General features: G+C 70.4%; 17 protein-coding genes. 10 read left to right on the top strand and 7 right to left on the bottom strand.

All coding sequences use genetic code 11. The annotated features are described in order from the left end of the window. Positions 1-89 precede the first annotated feature (89 nt). The 5 genes from D514_RS38065 (at position 90) to D514_RS26940 (ending at position 5,249) form a co-directional block, all read left to right on the top strand. On the top strand, positions 90-1,136 hold the full coding sequence (locus D514_RS38065; protein ID WP_081603863.1) for a DUF222 domain-containing protein: 1,047 nt from the start codon (positions 90-92) through the stop codon (positions 1,134-1,136). Then, positions 1,133-1,636: an HNH endonuclease signature motif containing protein gene (locus D514_RS26955; protein ID WP_017829441.1), complete on the top strand. Its 504-nt coding sequence runs from the start codon at positions 1,133-1,135 to the stop codon at positions 1,634-1,636. The genes D514_RS38065 and D514_RS26955 overlap by 4 nt, the downstream gene beginning before the upstream one ends. A gap of 149 nt (positions 1,637-1,785) precedes the next feature. Then, on the top strand, positions 1,786-2,934 hold the full coding sequence (locus D514_RS26950) for an ROK family transcriptional regulator (protein WP_017829440.1): 1,149 nt from the start codon (positions 1,786-1,788) through the stop codon (positions 2,932-2,934). 63 nt (positions 2,935-2,997) lie between these two features. After that, entirely contained in the window at positions 2,998-3,927 is a 930-nt protein-coding gene (locus D514_RS26945; RefSeq protein ID WP_017829439.1) for a polysaccharide deacetylase family protein, read from the top strand. After that, a complete protein-coding gene (locus tag D514_RS26940; protein WP_017829438.1) occupies positions 3,924-5,249 on the top strand; it encodes an MFS transporter in 1,326 nt (441 codons plus the stop codon). Before D514_RS26945 ends, D514_RS26940 begins: the two co-directional genes overlap by 4 nt. A gap of 3 nt (positions 5,250-5,252) precedes the next feature. Here D514_RS26940 and galE read toward each other — a convergent pair whose 3' ends face one another. From galE to galT, 3 genes are read right to left on the bottom strand one after another with little or no spacing between them, the layout of a single operon-like run. Then, a complete protein-coding gene (gene galE, locus D514_RS26935) occupies positions 5,253-6,233 on the bottom strand; it encodes a UDP-glucose 4-epimerase GalE (protein WP_017829437.1) in 981 nt (326 codons plus the stop codon). 50 nt (positions 6,234-6,283) lie between these two features. Beyond that, positions 6,284-7,474, bottom strand: coding sequence for a galactokinase (gene galK, locus D514_RS26930; protein ID WP_017829436.1), 1,191 nt, complete (start codon positions 7,472-7,474; stop codon positions 6,284-6,286). Beyond that, positions 7,471-8,673: a galactose-1-phosphate uridylyltransferase gene (galT, locus tag D514_RS26925; RefSeq protein WP_051056556.1), complete on the bottom strand. Its 1,203-nt coding sequence runs from the start codon at positions 8,671-8,673 to the stop codon at positions 7,471-7,473. Before galT ends, galK begins: the two co-directional genes overlap by 4 nt. A gap of 166 nt (positions 8,674-8,839) precedes the next feature. On the opposite strand from galT, the gene D514_RS26920 reads away from it, so the two are divergent. Both D514_RS26920 and D514_RS26915 read left to right on the top strand, forming a co-directional pair. Continuing rightward, positions 8,840-9,802, top strand: a complete 963-nt coding sequence (locus D514_RS26920; RefSeq protein WP_031205696.1) for a LacI family DNA-binding transcriptional regulator — start codon at positions 8,840-8,842, stop codon at positions 9,800-9,802. Beyond that, a complete protein-coding gene (locus D514_RS26915) occupies positions 9,799-10,905 on the top strand; it encodes a glycerate kinase (protein WP_017829433.1) in 1,107 nt (368 codons plus the stop codon). Before D514_RS26920 ends, D514_RS26915 begins: the two co-directional genes overlap by 4 nt. Positions 10,906-10,969: 64 nt before the next feature. On the opposite strand, the gene pgm is transcribed toward D514_RS26915, so the two are convergent. Next, positions 10,970-12,613, bottom strand: coding sequence for a phosphoglucomutase (alpha-D-glucose-1,6-bisphosphate-dependent) (pgm, locus tag D514_RS26910; protein WP_017829432.1), 1,644 nt, complete (start codon positions 12,611-12,613; stop codon positions 10,970-10,972). An 88-nt stretch (positions 12,614-12,701) separates the two neighbouring features. On the opposite strand from pgm, the gene pheA reads away from it, so the two are divergent. After that, positions 12,702-13,643, top strand: coding sequence for a prephenate dehydratase (pheA, locus tag D514_RS26905; RefSeq protein WP_127483035.1), 942 nt, complete (start codon positions 12,702-12,704; stop codon positions 13,641-13,643). Between the two features lie 44 nt (positions 13,644-13,687). Here pheA and D514_RS26900 read toward each other — a convergent pair whose 3' ends face one another. From D514_RS26900 to D514_RS26890, 3 genes are all read right to left on the bottom strand, one after another. After that, positions 13,688-13,897: a hypothetical protein gene (locus D514_RS26900; RefSeq protein WP_017829430.1), complete on the bottom strand. Its 210-nt coding sequence runs from the start codon at positions 13,895-13,897 to the stop codon at positions 13,688-13,690. Positions 13,898-14,022: 125 nt separating this feature from the next. Beyond that, entirely contained in the window at positions 14,023-15,069 is a 1,047-nt protein-coding gene (locus tag D514_RS26895) for an LLM class flavin-dependent oxidoreductase (RefSeq protein WP_017829429.1), read from the bottom strand. Positions 15,070-15,220: 151 nt separating this feature from the next. Next, complete coding sequence (locus tag D514_RS26890) at positions 15,221-15,643, bottom strand: Hsp20/alpha crystallin family protein (protein ID WP_017829428.1); 423 nt, start codon at positions 15,641-15,643, stop codon at positions 15,221-15,223. 135 nt (positions 15,644-15,778) lie between these two features. Between D514_RS26890 and D514_RS26885 the strand changes: the two genes are divergently transcribed. Next, positions 15,779-16,105, top strand: coding sequence for a MerR family transcriptional regulator (locus D514_RS26885; protein ID WP_017829427.1), 327 nt, complete (start codon positions 15,779-15,781; stop codon positions 16,103-16,105). Positions 16,106-16,159: 54 nt separating this feature from the next. After that, a complete protein-coding gene (locus tag D514_RS26880; RefSeq protein ID WP_017829426.1) occupies positions 16,160-17,890 on the top strand; it encodes a sodium:proton antiporter in 1,731 nt (576 codons plus the stop codon). The last annotated feature ends 47 nt before the right edge of the window (positions 17,891-17,937 follow it).

Raw genomic sequence — 17,937 nt, 5'->3', positions numbered from 1 at the left:
ATCGCGGACCTCGTATGAGTTCCGGAATACTGCCCTGAACTGGCCTTATTCGGCGGGGAATGTCGGTGGTTCCGGGTTGACTTACGCGTATGACAACCCCGGTGGAGACGCTCGGTCAGACGGCCGCTGATATGGACGTGCTGCTGCGCTCCGACGTGGTGGCGGGGCTGCCGGATGACGCGAAGATGCAGCTCTTGCGTGTGGCGGGGGAGGTGCAGCGGCGCGTGGAGGCGCTGGTCGTGGAGACGGTCGCGTCTGTCGATGCGCGCCCGGCCGGGTCGGGTGAGCTGGCATTCTGCGGTCGATTCGGGTGTCGGACGATGGGCGAGCTGCTGCAGCGGGTGCTGCGGACGGATGCCGCGGGCGCTGGTCGAGTGGTGAAGGCGGCGAAGGCTGTGCGTCGCGAGGTGGAGCTGTCATCGGGGGTTCGCCTGCCGGCTCGGTGGCCGGCGATGCGGGCGGCGATGCTCGACGGGGCGGTGGGGGTGGCCGGGCTGCTGGCGGCGACAGGACCGGTGGAACACGCTGCGGTCCGGGTCGGTACGGCTGACCGGTTGCTCGCAGATGCGGAGCTTGCGGCGTATGCCCGCGGATGCGCGGTCGCTGCCCAGGGAGCGGACGACGGCCATTGCGCCGACGCGGATGCGGCTGTCGACGGCGAAGAGGCACCACCGGCGACGCCGGAAGACCTCCGGATCCTGGCTCAGGTGATCGTGCAGTACCTCGACCCCGACGGGGCGGAGCCGGCAGGCGACATCGCGATGCGCGCCCGGGGGATCATCCTGGGCCGGGCGAAAGACGGGGTGATCCCGATCCGGGGCGGGCTGCTGCCCGAGGTCGCGGGACAGCTGCAGCGCATCTTCGATGCCTACCTGAATCCGAGAGTCGACGGGCCATCCGCGCCCGGGGTCGTCGTCTTCCAGCCGTCCGTCCTGGTCGACCATGACGAGGCCGCCTCCACCGAGGCGGTGGGGGCAACGGGCGACGATGTCCTTCCCTCCGACGATCCCGCCCGGACGATCGACACCCGGTCCCGCGCACAGAAGCAGCACGACACCCTCGCCGCGGTGCTGGGGATCGCTGCGAGGCACGATGAGATGCCCGTCTCGGCGGCGCCGCACCGACTCTGGTCGTGACCGTCACCGCCGACGACTACATCGCCGGGCACGGGTGGGCGCACGTCGACGGTACCGACGCCCCCGTATCCGTGCGCACCGCCGCGCACACCGCCTGCGCGGGTGGAGTGCAGCGGGTGCTGTTCGACCCGGCAGGGCGCATCATCGGAATAGGCAACTCCGACCGGATCTTCAGCGCCCATCAACGCCGAGCGATCACTCTCCGTGACCGCGAATGCCTGATTCCCGGCTGCCACGTCCCCGCGACGTGGTGCGAGATCCACCATGTGCAGGAGCACTCGCGCGGCGGGCCCACCCACACCGACAACGGCGTCGCCCTCTGCTGGCACCATCACCGCACCCTCGACGCCTCCGGATGGGAGATCCGCATGCGACACGGCACCCCGCACGTCCGCGGCCCCGCGTGGTGGGATCCCGCCCGACGATGGCGCGTGCCCCAGCCGGTGAGCACAGCCCGCGACAGGCCGGCTGCCCGCCGCTCTGCACTGCTCAGAACGTGAACTGAGACGTGCAGGCTCGGCGCGACGTGTCGACTAGTGCGACACGATGTGGCATGCTGGCGGGCGTTGCGCCCGGCTCCGTGTCGGCATCGCGTCGGAACGACACCTGGCGCGGTACGCGAAAACCAGACAGGCAACCCAGGGAACAGATGTCCAGACCACTCGCGGGACCGCAGGGCCTGCTGCGCACGCTCAACGGCCGCGCGATCCTGGAGGCGCTCGCGCGCAGCGGCCCGCAGACCCGTTCGGAGCTGATGTCCGCCACCGGTCTGTCACGCACCGCAGTCACGCAGGTGCTGCGGATGCTCGAGAACGCCGGGGCCGTCGCATCGGCAGGCCTCGACCGGGACACGAGAGGACCCGCCGCCGGACGGGTCGCCCTGCATCCGCGCCTCGGGTTCGCCGTCGCCGTGCACGTCGATCACCATGCCGCCCACGTCGTGCTCGTCGACGCCGGAGGAACCGTGCGGGCGGAGGAGCACGCCCCGTTCACCGAGGCCGAAGATCGCGTGACCCACATCGTCTCCCTCGTCGAGCGGTGTCGCCGCACGGTGAAAGCGGCGAAGGGCGCCGTTCACCTGGCGGTCGTCGGAGTGCCCGGCATCGTCACCGCCGACGGCGGCATCCGTGACGACCTCGGCCCCGACGGCGGAGCCTTCCGCGCGGCGCTGTCGACCGCCCTCGACTGTCCTGTGCGCATCGAGAACGATGTGAATCTCGCAGCCCTCGCCGAGCTCACCGCCGGAGAAGGAGCGGCCCTCGCCAGCTTCGCGCTCCTGCTCCTCGACGACGGGCTCGGAGCCGGCATCGTGATCGACGGCGCGCTGCACCGCGGCTTCTCCGGCGTCGCCGGCGAAGTCATGTACCTGCCGCAGACGCCCATCCCGATCGGTGCGCCCCTCGTGGGCGACGCGGTCGTGGGCGACCTGGCCCTCGGCGCCGGCCGCGATCCCGGGGCTTCTTTCGCCGATCATCTGGAGGCGGCCGTCCTCGGAGACGCTGCGGCGGTACGGATCGTGTCCGAGATCGCTCGACGCATCGTTCTCGTGGCCGGCAGCGTGGGGCTGGTGCTCGACCCGGAAGCATTCATCCTCAGCGGCGAGGCAGCCCACCCGGCACTCGTCGCCGCGATCGTGCGGATCGCCGCCGAGTACGAGGCGCAGCTCCCCCTGCGGTTTCTCGTCTCCTCCTTCGGTCCGGAGGCTCCACTGGTCGGCGCCGTCAACGAAGCGGCCGTTGCGCTCCGCGGCGAACTCTTCGCCCGCATCCTCACTCCCACCTCCCAGGGCGGCCGTTGAACACCGCCCGTTGAACACCACCCGTCCGAGCACCGCCGCTCGAATCACCCGACAGGATCCCCGATGACCGCACCTTCCGACCTCGCCGATCGACTCGGTCTCGCGCCCGGTGCGCGGGCGATCATCCTCAATGCGGATGATTTCGGCATGTGCCATGCGGCCAACACCGCCATCGTCGACCTGCTCACAGCCGGACGCATCGACTCCACGACCGTCATGGTCCCGTGCTCGTGGTCACCGGCAGCGCTCGCTTTCGCGGCCTCCCGCACCGACCTCGACGTCGGCGTGCACCTCGTTCTCACCAGCGAATGGGCCCGCTACCGGTGGCGCCCGCTGACCGGTACCGCCACGAGCCTCGTCGATGAAACCGGCTTCTTCCCGACCGACGTCCTGTCCGTCGAGCAGAACGCCACCGACGACGATGTCGCCGACGAACTCGCCGCTCAGGTGCAGACCGCGCTCGACGCCGGCGTCGACGTGACGCACCTCGACAATCACATGGGCTCGGTCTACGGGCTCGTGACCGGACGAGGCTTCCTCCGTCCGGTGTTCGAGCTCGCCGCACGACACGGTCTCCCGTTCCGGCTGCCGCGCAGCATGGACGGGGTCGGCGAGGATCCCGCGCTGCAGGCCCAGCTCGACGCTGCGGCGGCAGCCGCTGATGCAGCCGGCGTCGAGATCATCGACCGGCTGTGGTCGCACCCGTTCGAGCTCCTTCGCGAGGGCACACCGGACGAGGAGACGTACGAGCAGATGCGCGACGGCTTCATCGCGCTGCTGCGAGCAGTGCCGGCCGGCGTCACCGAGATCTACCTGCATCCCATGGTCGACGACGACGAGCTCCGCGCGGCTGTCGATTTCAGCGCGGCGAAGCGCGGCTACGAACTGCGACTGCTGAGCGATCCTGCCGTGCTGCAGGCGATCGAGGATGAGGCACTCGTGCGCATCGGCTGGCGCGACCTGCGCGACCTGCAAAGAGGAGACGCCCGGTGACGTCGCTGAGCGAGCGGGTGCGTGACAGACGTCTGGACGCGGCGCCGACCAGAGCGCAGACGATCGCCTTCGGTGCCTCGGGCTTCCCGACGCAGCTCATGGCGCAGACGTTCTCGGCCTTCGTCGTCTACTTCTACGTCTCTCATCTCGCCGTTCCCGCCGGATGGGTGGCGGTCGCGATGATCGCCCACGGCATCCTGAACGCTGTGCTGAACCCCGTCGTGGGCACGGTCTCCGACCGACTGCGCACACCGTGGGGCCGGCGCATCCCCTGGATCGGCCTGGGCATCGTGCCGCTCGTCGTCGCGTTCGCGCTGGTGTGGGTGCCACCAGAGCTCCCCGTGAGCGGTCTCATCATCTGGTTCCTCGTGGTCGTCGCCGTGTACGACGTGGCCTTCGTGGTCGTGGTGCTGAACATCTCCGCCCTCTTCCCCGAGATCTTCCGCACCACCGAGGAGCGCGCCCGAGGAAATGTCCCACGACAGATCTTCGCGATCCTCGGCATGGTGCTCGGAACAGCCGGTGCGCCGGCGCTGTACAGCGCGCTCGGCTGGCCGGGCATGGCCCTGGTGCTCGGCGCCGTCTGCCTGGTGCTGCTCGTGTGGTCGTTCTTCGGGGGGATGATCGAGCGGCGGGTTCCGGAGGCGGCATCGGAGGCCATGCGCTGGGGCGACCAGCTGAAGTACACCTTCCGCAACCGCGCGTTCGTCCCCTACGTGCTCGGATCGCTGTTCGTGCAGACCTCGATCGCCGTGATCCTGGCGGCGGTCCCCTTCTACGTCAGGTACTCCCTGCGAGCACCGGAGGGAGAGGGCAGCCTGCTGCTCGGGGTGATCTTCGTCACCGCGATCCCCTCGATCGTGCTGTGGAGCGCGGTCGTCCGCCGCACCTCTCCCCGCACCGCGCTGCTGTGGAGCGTCGCGGTGTTCGGCGCGGCCATGCTCGGCTACCTCGTGGCGGCAGACGTGCCCGGTGCGGTTCTGGTCGGTGTGGCTGTCGGCGTGGGCGTCGGCGGCCTGCTGCAGCTGCTCGAGGTCGTGCTCGCCCAGATCATCGACGAGGATGCCGCGCGCACAGGTCATCGTCGTGAAGGCGCCTACTTCGGAGTGAACGGCTTCGTGGTGCGCGGCTCGGTCGTGCTGCAGGCGATCGTCGCCGCGGTGGTGCTGACGGCATCCGGCTTCGACGCCGCTCTCGGCGACGCACAGCCCGAGAGCGTCGACGGCGGCATCCGGCTGATGCTCGCAGTGATCCCGCTCGGGTTCACCGCGCTCGCCTGGTTCTGCTTCTGGCTCTATCCGATCAGGTCCCGCGACCTCTGACTGCTATGGGCGAGCAGCCTGCCGCGCCTCCCACCCCGTGCGCACCATCTCGTCGACCGAATACCGCATGGTCCAGTCGAGGTCGCGCGCTGCGAGCGCGCCCGTCGCCACGATGCGGTCGGGGTCGCCCGCACGCCGCGGTCCGATCTCGGGGGCGAAGTCGATGCCGGTGACGCGGGCGACGGCGTCCATGATCTGCTTCACGCTGAGTCCGTCGCCCGAGCCGAGGTTGTAGGCGGCTTCGATCGGACGTCCGTCGGAGAGGCGCTGCGCGGCGGCCACATGGGCCGCCGCGATGTCGCCGACGTGCACGTAGTCGCGCACATTCGTCCCGTCTTCGGTGGCGTAGTCGTCGCCGAAGATCTTGGGGGTCGTGCCCGCGAGCAGCGCCTCGAACACGATCGGGAAGAGGTTGTGCGGGCTGACGTCGTAGACCGTCGGGTCGGCGGAGCCCACCACATTGAAGTACCGCAGCGACGTGTGACGCAGCGGCCGCTCGGAGCCGGCCGTGGCGATGCCCTGGTCGCGCAGCAGCCACTCGCCGATCAGCTTCGATTCGCCGTAGGGGCTCGCCGGCTTCTTGGGGGTGTCCTCGACCACGAGCGCGACGTCGGGGGTCCCGAACACCGCGGCGGACGACGAGAAGACGATGTTCGAGACGCCGGCGGCCTCCATGGCTTCCAGGACCACGCGCGTGCCCTCGACGTTCTGCGCGTAGGTGTGCAGAGGGCGCTGCACCGAGACGCCGGCGTACTTGAATCCCGCGACGTGGATCACTCCTGCGGCGTCGTGATCGCGCAGCGTCTTCTCGACGAGTTCGCGGTCCAGGATGCTGCCCTGCACGAACGCCACCCCCTCGGGCACGAACGATGCGACGCCGCTGGACAGGTCGTCCAGCACGACCGGGGTGAGCCCGGCGTCGGCGAGCGCGCGCACCACGTGGGCGCCGATGTATCCGGCGCCGCCGGTGACGATCCAGGACATTGCGTCTCCTCTCCCGCCGCGACATGGTCGCGGCTCGATGGGTCTTTTCGTCAGGCGTCGCGGCGCGGGCCGGCAGACGGGGTCACCGTGAACAGCAGAGGGGCCGCGAATCGGGAGGCCGCGAAGGCCCCGTTCACGGCATCCGAGACCGCCTCGACGGCATCCTGCTCGATCAGTGCGATCGCGGCTCCGCCGAATCCGCCGCCCGTCATCCTCGCTCCCAGGGCACCGGCCGCCAGCGCGGTGTCGACCGCGGCGTCGAGCTCGGGGGTCGAGATCTCGAAGTCGTCGCGCATCGATGCGTGCGAGGCGAGCAGGAGATCGCCGATCGCGCGCACACCCTGCTCGCGCAGCACCCGCACCGTGTCGAGCACGCGCTGGTTCTCGGTGACGATGTGGCGCACGCGCCGGAAGGTGACGTCGTCCATCAGCTCCTGGGCGCGCGGCAGGTCGTCGATCGACACGTCGCGCAGCGCGGACACCCCCAGGATCGACGCGCCGAGCTCGCACGAGGCCCGGCGTTCGCGGTAGCCACCCGTGGAGTGGGCGTGCTTGACCCGCGTGTCGATCACGAGGATGGCGAGTCCGGCTTCGGCGACGGCGAGAGGTACGAGCTGGGTCTCCAGCGACCGGCAGTCGAGGAAGATCGCGGTGTCGGGGCGGCCGAGCATCGACGCCATCTGGTCCATGATCCCCGTGGGCGCGCCGACGGCCTCGTTCTCGGCACGTCGTCCGATGCGGGCGAGGGTCGTGCCGTCGAGCCCGGTGCCCCACAGCTCGTTCAGGGCGGAAGCCGTGGCCCCTTCGATCGCGGCGGACGACGAGAGCCCCGCCCCTACCGGAACGTCGGAGGCGATCGCGATGTCGAGTCCGCCGAACGGGCCGGCCTCCACCGCGGCCTGACGCAGCGCCCAGGCGACCCCGAGCGGGTAGGCGGCCCATTCCGGGACGGCCGGATGCGAGCCGGGCGCGGTGGGGAACAGGCGGTCGAGGTCGTCGAGGCCGACCTCGACCGGCTCGTCCGCGAAGGTGGAGCCGACCAGGACGCGACCGCGGTCGTCATCGCGCCGGCCGACGGCGGCGACCGTGCGCTGCGGGATGGCGAACGGCAGGACGAACCCGTCGTTGTAGTCGGTGTGCTCGCCGATGAGGTTCACGCGTCCCGGTGCCGACCAGAGTCCATCCGGTTCGCAGCCGGTGAGCCGGGTGAAGAGGGTGCGGGCGTCGTGCGCGGCGGTCATGCGGATGCTCCGGGGTCGGTCTGGTCGTGGGACGCGCGTTCGATCGCCTCGCGTAGGCGCGCGGCTCCGACCTCGGGCGGCACTTCGGCAGCCCACGCCCACATCGCGGCCTCGGAGCCGGCGAGGAACTTCAGCTTGTCGGCGGCGCGGCGGGGGCTCGTCAGCTGCAGGTGCAGGCGCACGGTGTCGCGACCGACGTGCACGGGTGCCTGGTGCCAGGCCGCGATGTAGGGGGTCGGGGAGTCGTAGAGCGCGTCGACACCGCGCAGCAGCCGCAGGTACAGCGGGGCGAGCTCGTCGCGCTCCGCCTGCGTGGTCTGGGCGAGGTCGGGCACGTGGCGGTGCGGCATCAGGTGCACCTCGAGCGGCCAGCGCGCGGCGAACGGCACGAAGGCTGTCCAGTGCTCGCCGCGGAACACCACACGCTCGGATGCCTGCTCGGACTCGAGGATGTGCTGGAACAGGTCGGGGGCCGTGCGCTCGATCGACTCCAGCACGCGGGTCGTGCGCGGAGTGACGTAGGGGTACGCGTAGATCTGACCGTGCGGGTGCGGCAGGGTGACGCCGATCGCCTCGCCGCGGTTCTCGAACGGGAAGATCTGCTCGATGCCGGGCAGCGTCGACAGCGCCGCCGTGCGGTCGGCCCAGGCCTCGATGACGGTGCGGGCGCGGGTGACGGACTGCGTGCCGAAGGATCCTGCGTGCTCGGGGCTGAAGCAGACGACCTCGCAGCGTCCGACCGAGGTGCGCGTGCGGCCGAGGCCGAGAGCTGCGAGGTCGTCGAGTCCGCGGGGTGCGTTCGATGCCTCGGGCGCGGCGCCCACCGCTTCTGCCAGGGCGGGCCCGAACGCGGGCGAGCGGTTCTCGAACACCGCGACGTCGTAGCGCGAGGGCACTTCCGACGGATTGCCCGGGGTCTGGGGCGCGAGCGGGTCGGCGTCGGCGCCGGGCATCATCACGCGGTTCTGCCGGTTCGCGGCGACGGTGATCCAGTCGCCGGTGAGCACGTCGAGGCGCATCGTCGCGGTGTCAGGGCGGGGGTCGAGCACACGGGCGTCGATGGCTCGATCGGGTCCGAGCGCGGTGCCGGGGTCGTCGTAGTAGATGAGGTCGCGGCCGTCGGCGAGGGTGGTGGCGCGTCGGACGACGCCGGCGCCGAGGGTGTCGGTGCGCAACTCAGGAAGTTCGGGCGTGTTCACGTAAACATGGTACGCACAGGGCCGTGATAACGTCAACATGCCGGAGTCGCGCACCAGCGGTCTGCCGGAGTGTCGAAGAAGGAGGATGTGGGTGGGCGAGAGCGGACGCGACCGCGTCGAGGAATCTGTCTCCCGCCGGAGGCGTCCGGCGTCCGGCCGCGTATCGATGGCCATGGTCGCCGCCCGCGCGGGCGTCTCGGGGCAGACCGTCTCGCGCGTCGTCAACGGCAGCTCGCGCGTCGACCCCGACACCCGCGCTCGCGTCGAGCAGGCGATGACCGCACTCGGCTATCGTCCGCACCGCGCAGCCCGCGCCCTGCGCACCGGCCGCTCGCAGACGATCGGACTCGTGGTCACCACCCTGGCGACCGTCGGCAACTCGCGGATGTTGCAGGCGACGGCCGAAGCGGCGGCCGAACGCGGCTACGCGCTCACCCTCGTGACCGCCGCTCACGGGGTCGCGGAGGCCTTCGATCGACTCGCGGAGCAGGAGGTCGACGGCGCGATCGTGCTGAACGAGGCATCGGCCCTGGTCTCCGCGGCTCAGCGCCCCACCGGATTGCGGCTCGTGGTCGTCGACGCACCGACCGGCGCCGGGTTCACCTCCGTGCACAGCGATCACGCGGGCGGGGCCGCCGCCGCCACGCGTCGACTCCTCACCCTCGGGCACACCATCGTGCATCACCTCGCCGGTCCTGCCGATTCCTTCGCCGCCGTCGAGCGCGAGCGAGGGTGGCGCGAGACCCTCACCGCTGCCGGCATCCGTCCCCCCGCCGTCGTCCGCGGTGACTGGAGCGCCGACTCCGGGTACGCGGCCGGTCGAGAACTCGCCTCGTCCACTGCCGTCTTCTGCGCCAACGACCAGATGGCGCTCGGCCTTCTGCGGGCTGTCTCCGAGTCGGGTCGCCGGGTCCCGGAGGATGTCAGCGTGATCGGTTTCGACGATGTGCCGGAGGCCGCGAACTACCGGCCACCGCTGACCACGATCCGTCAGGACTTCACCGCGCTCGCGCAGCGCGCGGTCTCTGCGCTGGTCGATGCGATCGAGGGTATGCCGGAGGCAGAGGGCGCCGCCGTCATCCCGACCGATCTCCTCGAGCGCGCCAGCACCGCGGAGAGCGTGCGGTGACCAGGGTCGTGCTGGCCCCCGACAGCTTCAAGGGCACCATCACGGCAGCCGATGCCGCGGCCGCCCTCGCCGACGGCTGGGCATCGGTCGATCCGACCGCCGAGTTCGTGCATCGGCCGATGGCGGATGGCGGGGAGGGCACCATGGCCGCGTTCGAGGCGGCTGTGCCCGGCGCCGTGCGGATGCCGCTCACGGTCGACGGTCCGGCGGGGCAGAGGGTCGACACCTGCTGGCTGCTGTTGCCCCCGACGGAGAGCGCCCCGGCGGGCACGGCCGTGGTCGATCTGGGTTCGACCTCCGGCATCGAGCTGCTGCACGAGCTGCGCCCGTGGGACGCCGACACCACCGGTCTCGGACAAGCCGTGGCCGCCGCCCTCGACCACGGTGTCTCGCGACTCGTCGTCGGCATCGGCTCCAGTGCGTCCACCGATGGGGGCACGGGCATGCTCGCCGCGCTCGGCGCCCGCTTCCTCGACGCCGCGGGTGCACCTGTCGTACGCGGCGCGCGCGGTCTCGACGACATCGCCTCCGTCGACCTGAGCGCCCTGCGCGCGGCCCCCGAGGTGCGCGTTCTCACCGACGTCACCAATCCGCTCACCGGTCCGCGCGGTGCTGCCGCGGTGTTCGGCCCCCAGAAGGGGCTGCGCGCGGCCGAGGACATCGCTCTGGTCGACGACGGCCTGCGTCGCCTCGCCGACCTGCTGCATATCGACACTGCCGGTCAGGGCCACGGAGCGGCAGGAGGCACGGGAGGTGCCTTGGCGGCGTGGGGTGGCGTGCTCGCTCCCGGCGCCGCAGAGGTGGCCGCGCTCATCGACCTCGCCGGCGCGATCGCCGATGCCGATGTCGTCGTCACGGGGGAGGGGTCGTACGACGGACAGTCGGGCGACGGCAAGGTACCCTCGTTCCTCGCCGGGCTCGCCGCAGCGGCGGGTGCCCGTGCGATGCTCGCCGCGGGGCGCATCACCGACGACGCCGACACCGCACCGTTCGCCGCGTGCGCCTCCCTCAGCGCGCTCGCCGGCTCACCGGAGGCCGCACTCGCCGAACCGGGGCGCTGGCTGCGCGAAGCGGGAGCCGCCTTGGCACGCGCCGTGGTCTGATCCCGCTCCTGCCGGAGACCCCGGCCATGTGGGGCCGGGGTCGTCGCTCGCTGCGCGGGAGGGGTCAGCCGCCCAGCGCGGCCGACACCACGGCACGGGCCTCGGCCTGCACCTCGGCGAGGTGCTCGGGGCCACGCAGGCTCTCGGCGTAGAGCTTGTAGACGTCTTCGGTACCCGACGGGCGGGCGGCGAACCAGGCGTGCTCGGTCTGCACCTTGAGCCCGCCGATCGCCGCGCCGTTGCCGGGCGCGTGCGAGAGCTTCGCGGTGATGTCCTCACCGGCGAGCGTGGTCGCCGTCACGGCTTCGGGGGCGAGCTTGCCGAGGGTGGCCTTCTGCTCCGGCGTGGCCGGTGCGTCGACGCGCTGATAGGCCGAGGCGCCGAAAGCGGTCTCCAGCTCGCGATACCGCTCCGACGGGGTCTTGCCGGTGACGGCGATGATCTCGGCGGCCAGCAGGCACAGCAGGATGCCGTCCTTGTCTGTCGACCAGACCGAGCCGTCCTTGCGGAGGAACGAGGCGCCGGCCGACTCCTCGCCGCCGAACGCGACCGACCCGTCGAGGAGTCCGGGGACGAACCACTTGAATCCGACCGGCACCTCCAGCAGGCGCCGGCCGAGCGATTCGGCCACGCGGTCGATGATCATCGACGACACCAGCGTCTTGCCGATCGCGGCGTCGCGCGGCCAACCCTCGCGGTGCGAGAAGAGGTAGTCGATGGCGACGGCGAGATAGTGGTTCGGGTTCATCAGCCCGGCGTCCGGGGTCACGATGCCGTGCCGGTCGGCGTCGGCGTCGTTGCCGGTGAGGACGTCGTAGGAGCCCTTCTTCGCCACCAGCGAGGCCATCGCGGAAGGCGACGACGGATCCATCCGGATCTTCTCGTCCCAGTCCAGCGTCATGAATCGCCAGGTCGGATCGACCTCGGGATTCACGACAGTGAGGTCGAGGTCGTGCATCTCCGCGATCAGCGCCCAGTACTCGACGGAGGCCCCGCCGAGGGGGTCGGCGCCGATGCTGACACCGGCAGAGCGGATGGCGTCGATGTCGATGATCGACGGCAGGTCGCGCACGTAGGCGTCGCGGAAGTCGTAGCCGGTGAGGGAATCCCAGTCGATGTCGGCGAAGCGTTCCAGCTTCACACCCTCGAGGCCCGCGGCGATGAGGGCGTTCGCGCGGTCGGCGATCCAGCCCGTGGCGTCGGTGTCTGCGGGTCCGCCGTGCGGCGGGTTGTACTTGAAGCCGCCGTCGCGCGGGGGGTTGTGCGAGGGGGTGACGACGATGCCGTCTGCGCGACTGGGGTCGTCGGCCGCCTTGCCGCGGTTGTACGTGAGGATCGCGTGGCTGAGCGCCGGCGTGGGCACCCACGAGTCGCGGGAGTCGACGCGCACGTCGATGCCGTTCGCGAGCAGCACCTCGATCGCACTGCGCTCGGCGGGAAGCGACAGCGCGTGGGTGTCGCGGCCGAGGAAGAGCGGACCGGTGATGCCCTGTGCATCGCGGTAGTCCACGATCGCCTGCGTCGTGGCGAGGATGTGGTTCTCGTTGAAGCTGTTCGACAGCGAGGATCCGCGATGGCCGCTGGTGCCGAAGACAACCCGTTCGGCCGCGACCTCGGGGTTCGGTGTGCGGTCGTAGTAGGCGGCGATCAGTTCATCGACGTCGATTAGGTCACTTTCCTCCGCGGGGAGGCCGGCACGGCTGGTCATCCCCTCAGTCTGCCCCCTGATCGGCCCGATCGCATCCGAGAAGTCACCAGGAAGAGCGGTCGGCCCGCCGAGGGCTAAGGTGAAACCCGTGACTGAACGCCGCACCTACAGCTATCTCGGCCCTGCCGGAACCTTCACGGAGGCGGCGCTCGATCAGGTGGCCGAGGCCCGCGGCCAGGACTGGCGCCCCGTGCACAACGTGGGCGAAGCTCTGGCGGACGTCCTCGAAGGTCGCAGCGACGCCGCGATGATCGCGATCGAGAACTCGATCGAGGGCGGCGTCTCCACCACGCAGGATGCTCTCGCGACGCTCCCAGGGCTCCGCATCATCGGCGAGTACCTGGTACGGGTGAACTTCGTGCTGGTGGCACCTCGGGGGACGACCCTCGATCAGGTCGAGGTGATCGCGGCGCATCCGGTGGCCTACGCCCAGTGCCATGGCTGGCTCGGCGCGAACCTGCCGTCGCACTCGCACGTGCCCGCATCGAGCAACGTCGCCTCCGCGATCGGCGTCCTCGACGGCACGCTGGCCGCGCAAGCCGCGATCGCCGCCCCCGGCATCGTGAACCACTACGACGTCGACGTCCTGGCAGAAGGCATCGGCGACAACGCGCAGGCCGTGACCCGCTTCGTCCTGGTCACCCGCACGACCCGCTCGCCCGAGCCGACCGGCGCCGACAAAACCTCCCTGATCGTCGAGCTCCCGCACGACCACCCTGGTTCGCTCCTCGAGATGCTCGAGCAGTTCTCCACCCGCGGCATCAACCTGTCGCTCATCGAGTCGCGGCCCATCGGTGACGAACTCGGCCGCTATCGATTCGTGATCGACGCCGACGGCCACATCGAGCACGAGCGCATGGCCGACGCGCTGCTCGGCATCCGCCGCTTCAGCCCGCGTGTCGTCTTCCTCGGCTCGTATCCGCGCGCGGACCGGCAGATCGTGCAGTACCCGGACCGCTACTCCGACGACGTGTTCGTCGAGGCGCGCGATTGGTTGCGCGGCATCCTCTCCGGCGAGCCGGAGGCCTGACGCCGCCCGCCCCGCCGCCCGGTGCGGCCGGGGCGTCGCGTGTCTCAGTGCTCCTGGAAACGCGGCCAGTCGCTGCCAGGGGCCATATGGGAGTGCAGGGCACCCTTCGCCGAGGCGAGGCTCGGGTACGTGCCCGTGGCCGCGTCGGATCCGACCATCGTGACCGTGTAGCCGTCTTCGTCGTGGCGGATGCTGCCGACGACGCCGTTGCGGCCGTAGGCCACCCAGAGGGCGAGAGTCTTGGTCGTGCTCATCGTCGAACTCCTTCTGCTGCTGCCGAGAGTGCGTTCGCCGAAGGGGCCGCGCCCCTGTCGACGGCACTGTTCGTGACGCTACGCCTGTGCCGCCGGGAATGCCAGGGGTTGACAGGCGCTCGACATCAGCGGTGCAGGGCGGCGGCGATGAGCTCCAGTGTCTGTGCGCGGCCGGTCGGGACATCGTTCGGCTCGGCGTCGTAGGCACCCGCGACGGGGGACAGCATGACCTCGTCGACGCCGTAGCGGTCGGCGAAGGCGCGCACCTCGGCCGCGACGCTCTCGCCCGTGCCGACGAACCACCGCGAGCGGGCGGCCTGCACGACCTCGTCGGTCGCGGCGTCGGTCACGGCGGCCGCCGCCTGCTCGACGGTCTCGAGGGCGGCGAGGGGCTGGTTCAGGCGCAGGCGCGCCATCATCCGCAGCTGGGGGAGTGCGCGGGCCTCCGCCTCCTCCGGCGTGGGGGCGGCGACGGCGTTCACGGTCAGGAACGTGCGCGGCTCCGGGTGCTCCTCGCTCGGGCGGTAGCCGGTGCGGTAGAGATCCAGCGCGCGCTCGAGGCCCTGCCCCGAGAAGTGGTTCGCGAAGACGTAGGGCAGTCCGTGCGAGGCGGCGAGCTGAGCGGAGTAGTCGCTCGACCCGAGCAGCCACACCTCGGGGGTGCCGGTCGCCGCCGGTGTCGCACGCACCGTGTACTCGCCGCCGGAGGTGAAGCGCACGGTGGCCCCGTCGCCCGAGAGCAGCGCGGCGATGTCCTGCACATGACGTGGGAACTGCTCCACGTCGCTGGTGGTTCCCGAGCCGCGCAGCAGCTGCGTGATCACCGGATCGCTGCCCGGTGCACGGCCGAGGCCCAGGTCGATGCGTCCTGGCGCGATCGCCTCGAGGGCGGCGAACTGCTCGGCCACGATGAGCGGTGCGTGGTTGGGCAGCATCACGCCGCCCGAGCCCAGGCGCAGACGCGAGGTGCGGGTGGCCGCAGCGGCGATCAGCACGGGCGGAGTGGTGGATGCCACCGAGGGCATGTTGTGGTGCTCGGCGAACCAGTAGCGGCGATAGCCGAGGCGCTCGGCGGCCTCCGTAAGGGCGAGTGAGGCGGCGATGGCCTCGGCGCTGGTCTGGCCGGTGCGGACCGGAACGAGGTCGAGGACGGAGAGAGCTGTATCGGACATCCTCTTCTCCAACGCCCTCGGGAGCGTCGTCATTCCCCACCCCGCCCGGTTCGCCCGAGTGCGGGGGTGAGGGCCAGGTGGATCGTCCTTTCCGTGGAGGGGGGTGGGGGCGGCACTCCTGCCGCCCCCACCGATCGCCAGACGCCGATCCTCAGGCGTCGATGGCTTCGCGCTGATCAGCGGACTCCACCGTGATCTTGCGCGGCTTCGCACGCTCGCTCACCGGGATGATCACCGACAGCACGCCGCTCTCGTACGAGGCGCTGATGCCGTCGAGGTCGACTCCCTCGCCGAGCGAGAACTGTCGCAGGAAGGAGCCGGATCCGCGTTCCCGGGCGAGCCAGCGCACGCCGTCACGAGTGTCCGGGGTGCGCTGCGCGCGGATCGTGAGCTGGCCGCCGTCGAGATCGACGTCGATCGAGCCGGGATCGGCACCCGGAAGATCGGCGTGGAGCACATAGCGGTCTCCGTCGCGGAACAGGTCCACCGGCATCGGCCGGGGAGCGCGAACGGAGTCCAGCACGCTCGCGGCGAAGCGATCGAGCTGGCTGAAGGGATCGAAGGTCAGTGCCATGAGGTTCTCCTTTCGTGCTGCCCTGACGGGCGAATCTGTCGTGCAGAAGATCTGCACTGTTGCTATAGATTTTTTATACGACAGCTCGTGTTAGATTTGCAACTCCGAATCCCGCCGACCTCAAGGGACGACCGCATGGTGCATCGTGACAGCCGGACGCCGCTCTACGGCATCGCCGTCGCGGCGCAGCTGGTCGACCTCCCCGAAGCGACGCTCCGCCTGTTCGAGAGCAAGGGGCTGCTCACCCCCGCCCGCAGCGAAGGCGGAACACGCCGCTACAGCGATGACGACATCGAACGGCTGCGGCGAGCAGCCTCGCTGCGCGAAGACGGCGTGAACATCGCCGGGATCGCCCGGATGCTCGATCTGCAGGATGCGAACGACCACCTGCAGGTGCGCAACGAGCAGCTCCGCGAGGCTCTCGACGCTCAGCGCGGGAAGGGCCTCCACGTCGCCGACTGATCGATGGTGCGAAGCGGTCGACCGTCCATCGGACCCGACCACTACCGTTGAGGCATGGAAGCAGGCATCTTCTACGTCCTCGTCGGGTCGGTCGCCGTCGCCGCGTTCGCGCGCTGGCGCGGATGGCCGGCACCGCTGCTCGTGACGGTCGTGGCGCTCGCCGCATCCTTCCTGCCGTTCGTGCCGGAACTCGACATCGACGGGCACCTCCTCCTCAGCCTGGTGCTGCCGCCGCTGCTGTACTCGGCGGCGCTGGACGTGTCGTTCGTCGGATTCAAACGGAGCCTGCCGCAGATCCGCCGCCTCGGCATCTGGCTGGTTCTGCTCACGGCACTCGCCGTCGGCTTCGTTGCGTGGTGGATCCTGCCCTCCCTCACTCTTCCCGGCGCTCTGCTCCTCGGGGCGATCGTGGCCCCGCCGGACGCGGTGTCCGCCGCGGCGATCGGTCGCCGACTCGGGCTGCCCCGCCGCATCATGACGGTGCTCTCAGGAGAGAGCCTGATCAACGATGCGACCTCGCTCACGCTGTACCGGGTCTTCGCCGCGATCCTCGCCGGCGCCACCGTCTCCGTGCTGGGCGGCATCGGGCAGTTCCTCCTCGCGGTCGGCGTCGGCGTGGCCGTGGGCCTCGTGTTCGGCATCGTCCTGCACCAGCTGCGCATGCGCATCAGCGATCCGGTCGTGATCGGCACGTTCGGGCTCCTCGCGCCGTTCGGGGCCTACGCGATCGCCGAGCATCTGCTCGGGTCGGGAGTGCTCGCCGTCGTGGCGATGGGGCTCTACGTCGGCTACAACTCGCCGCGCACCGACTACACCACGCGTCAGCAGGAGAAGCCGCTGTGGCTCTCGGCCGATCTGCTGCTGGAGAGCTTCGTGTTCGCGTACATCGGCCTCCAGTTCCCGCGCGTGCTCAGCGACCTCGGGAGTGAATCGGTCGGGCAGATCCTGCTGCTCTCCGGGGCGGTTCTGCTCGTCGTCGTCATCGTGCGGCCCCTCTTCATCTACCCGACGAGTGCGTGGTCGAACTTCCAGGATCGCAAACGTCTCGAACGCTGGGATCGCGGTGTCGAATCCGGGGAGTTCGACAAGCGGCACCGCAGGTCCAGGCGCTGGGCGAAGTACACCGCCGACGAACTGCGCAGTCACATCGTGCGCGAGCAGATGGCAGGGCTCCAGCTCACCTGGAAGGACAGTGCCGTCATCTCCTGGGCGGGAATGCGCGGGGTGGTGACGCTGGCGATCGCCGTGGCGGCCGCCGACCTCGCGACCCTCGACACCGAGGCCTCGCACGCGATCGTCGTGGTGGCGTTCATCGTCACGGTCGGCACGCTGCTGATCCAGGGGCTGACGCTGCCGATGCTGATCCGCAGTCTCGGCATCGCCAGCGACGTGGATGAGGAGGAGGATGAGGCAGCCCTCGCCGAGGTCCGCGCGAAGAGCCGCGAGGCCGGGAAGAAGTACCTCGCCGAGAAGCGCATCGAGTGGGAGGGCAAGTACGGCGAAGTCGATCTCAGCGTCTTCGACGCCTTCACCAAGCGCATGACCAGGGTCGAGAAGGACACCGATGAGGCGCAGAAGGTGGAGGACGCCGCGAGCCGGCCCTCCTATGAAGACCTCGTCACGCTGTCGAAGGGCTGGCTGCAGGTCCGGCGCGAGATCCTCCTCGCCGAGCGGGATGCGGGCAACCTCGACGAAGAGGTCATGCGCGAGCTGATCGCCGCGATGGATGCCGAGGAGCTCGCGCTCGACACCCGTGGAGCCACCCGCCAGCAGAGTCGGGCCTGAATCCCCGCACCCCCGCACGCCTGAATCCTTGAACGGCAGAGCGCCTC

The organism is Microbacterium sp. UCD-TDU (assembly GCF_000340625.1).
GTDB classification, from domain to species: domain Bacteria; phylum Actinomycetota; class Actinomycetes; order Actinomycetales; family Microbacteriaceae; genus Microbacterium; species Microbacterium maritypicum.
The sequence above is the reverse complement of the archived record's forward strand: the minus strand, read 5'-3'. Positions and strand labels throughout refer to the sequence as shown.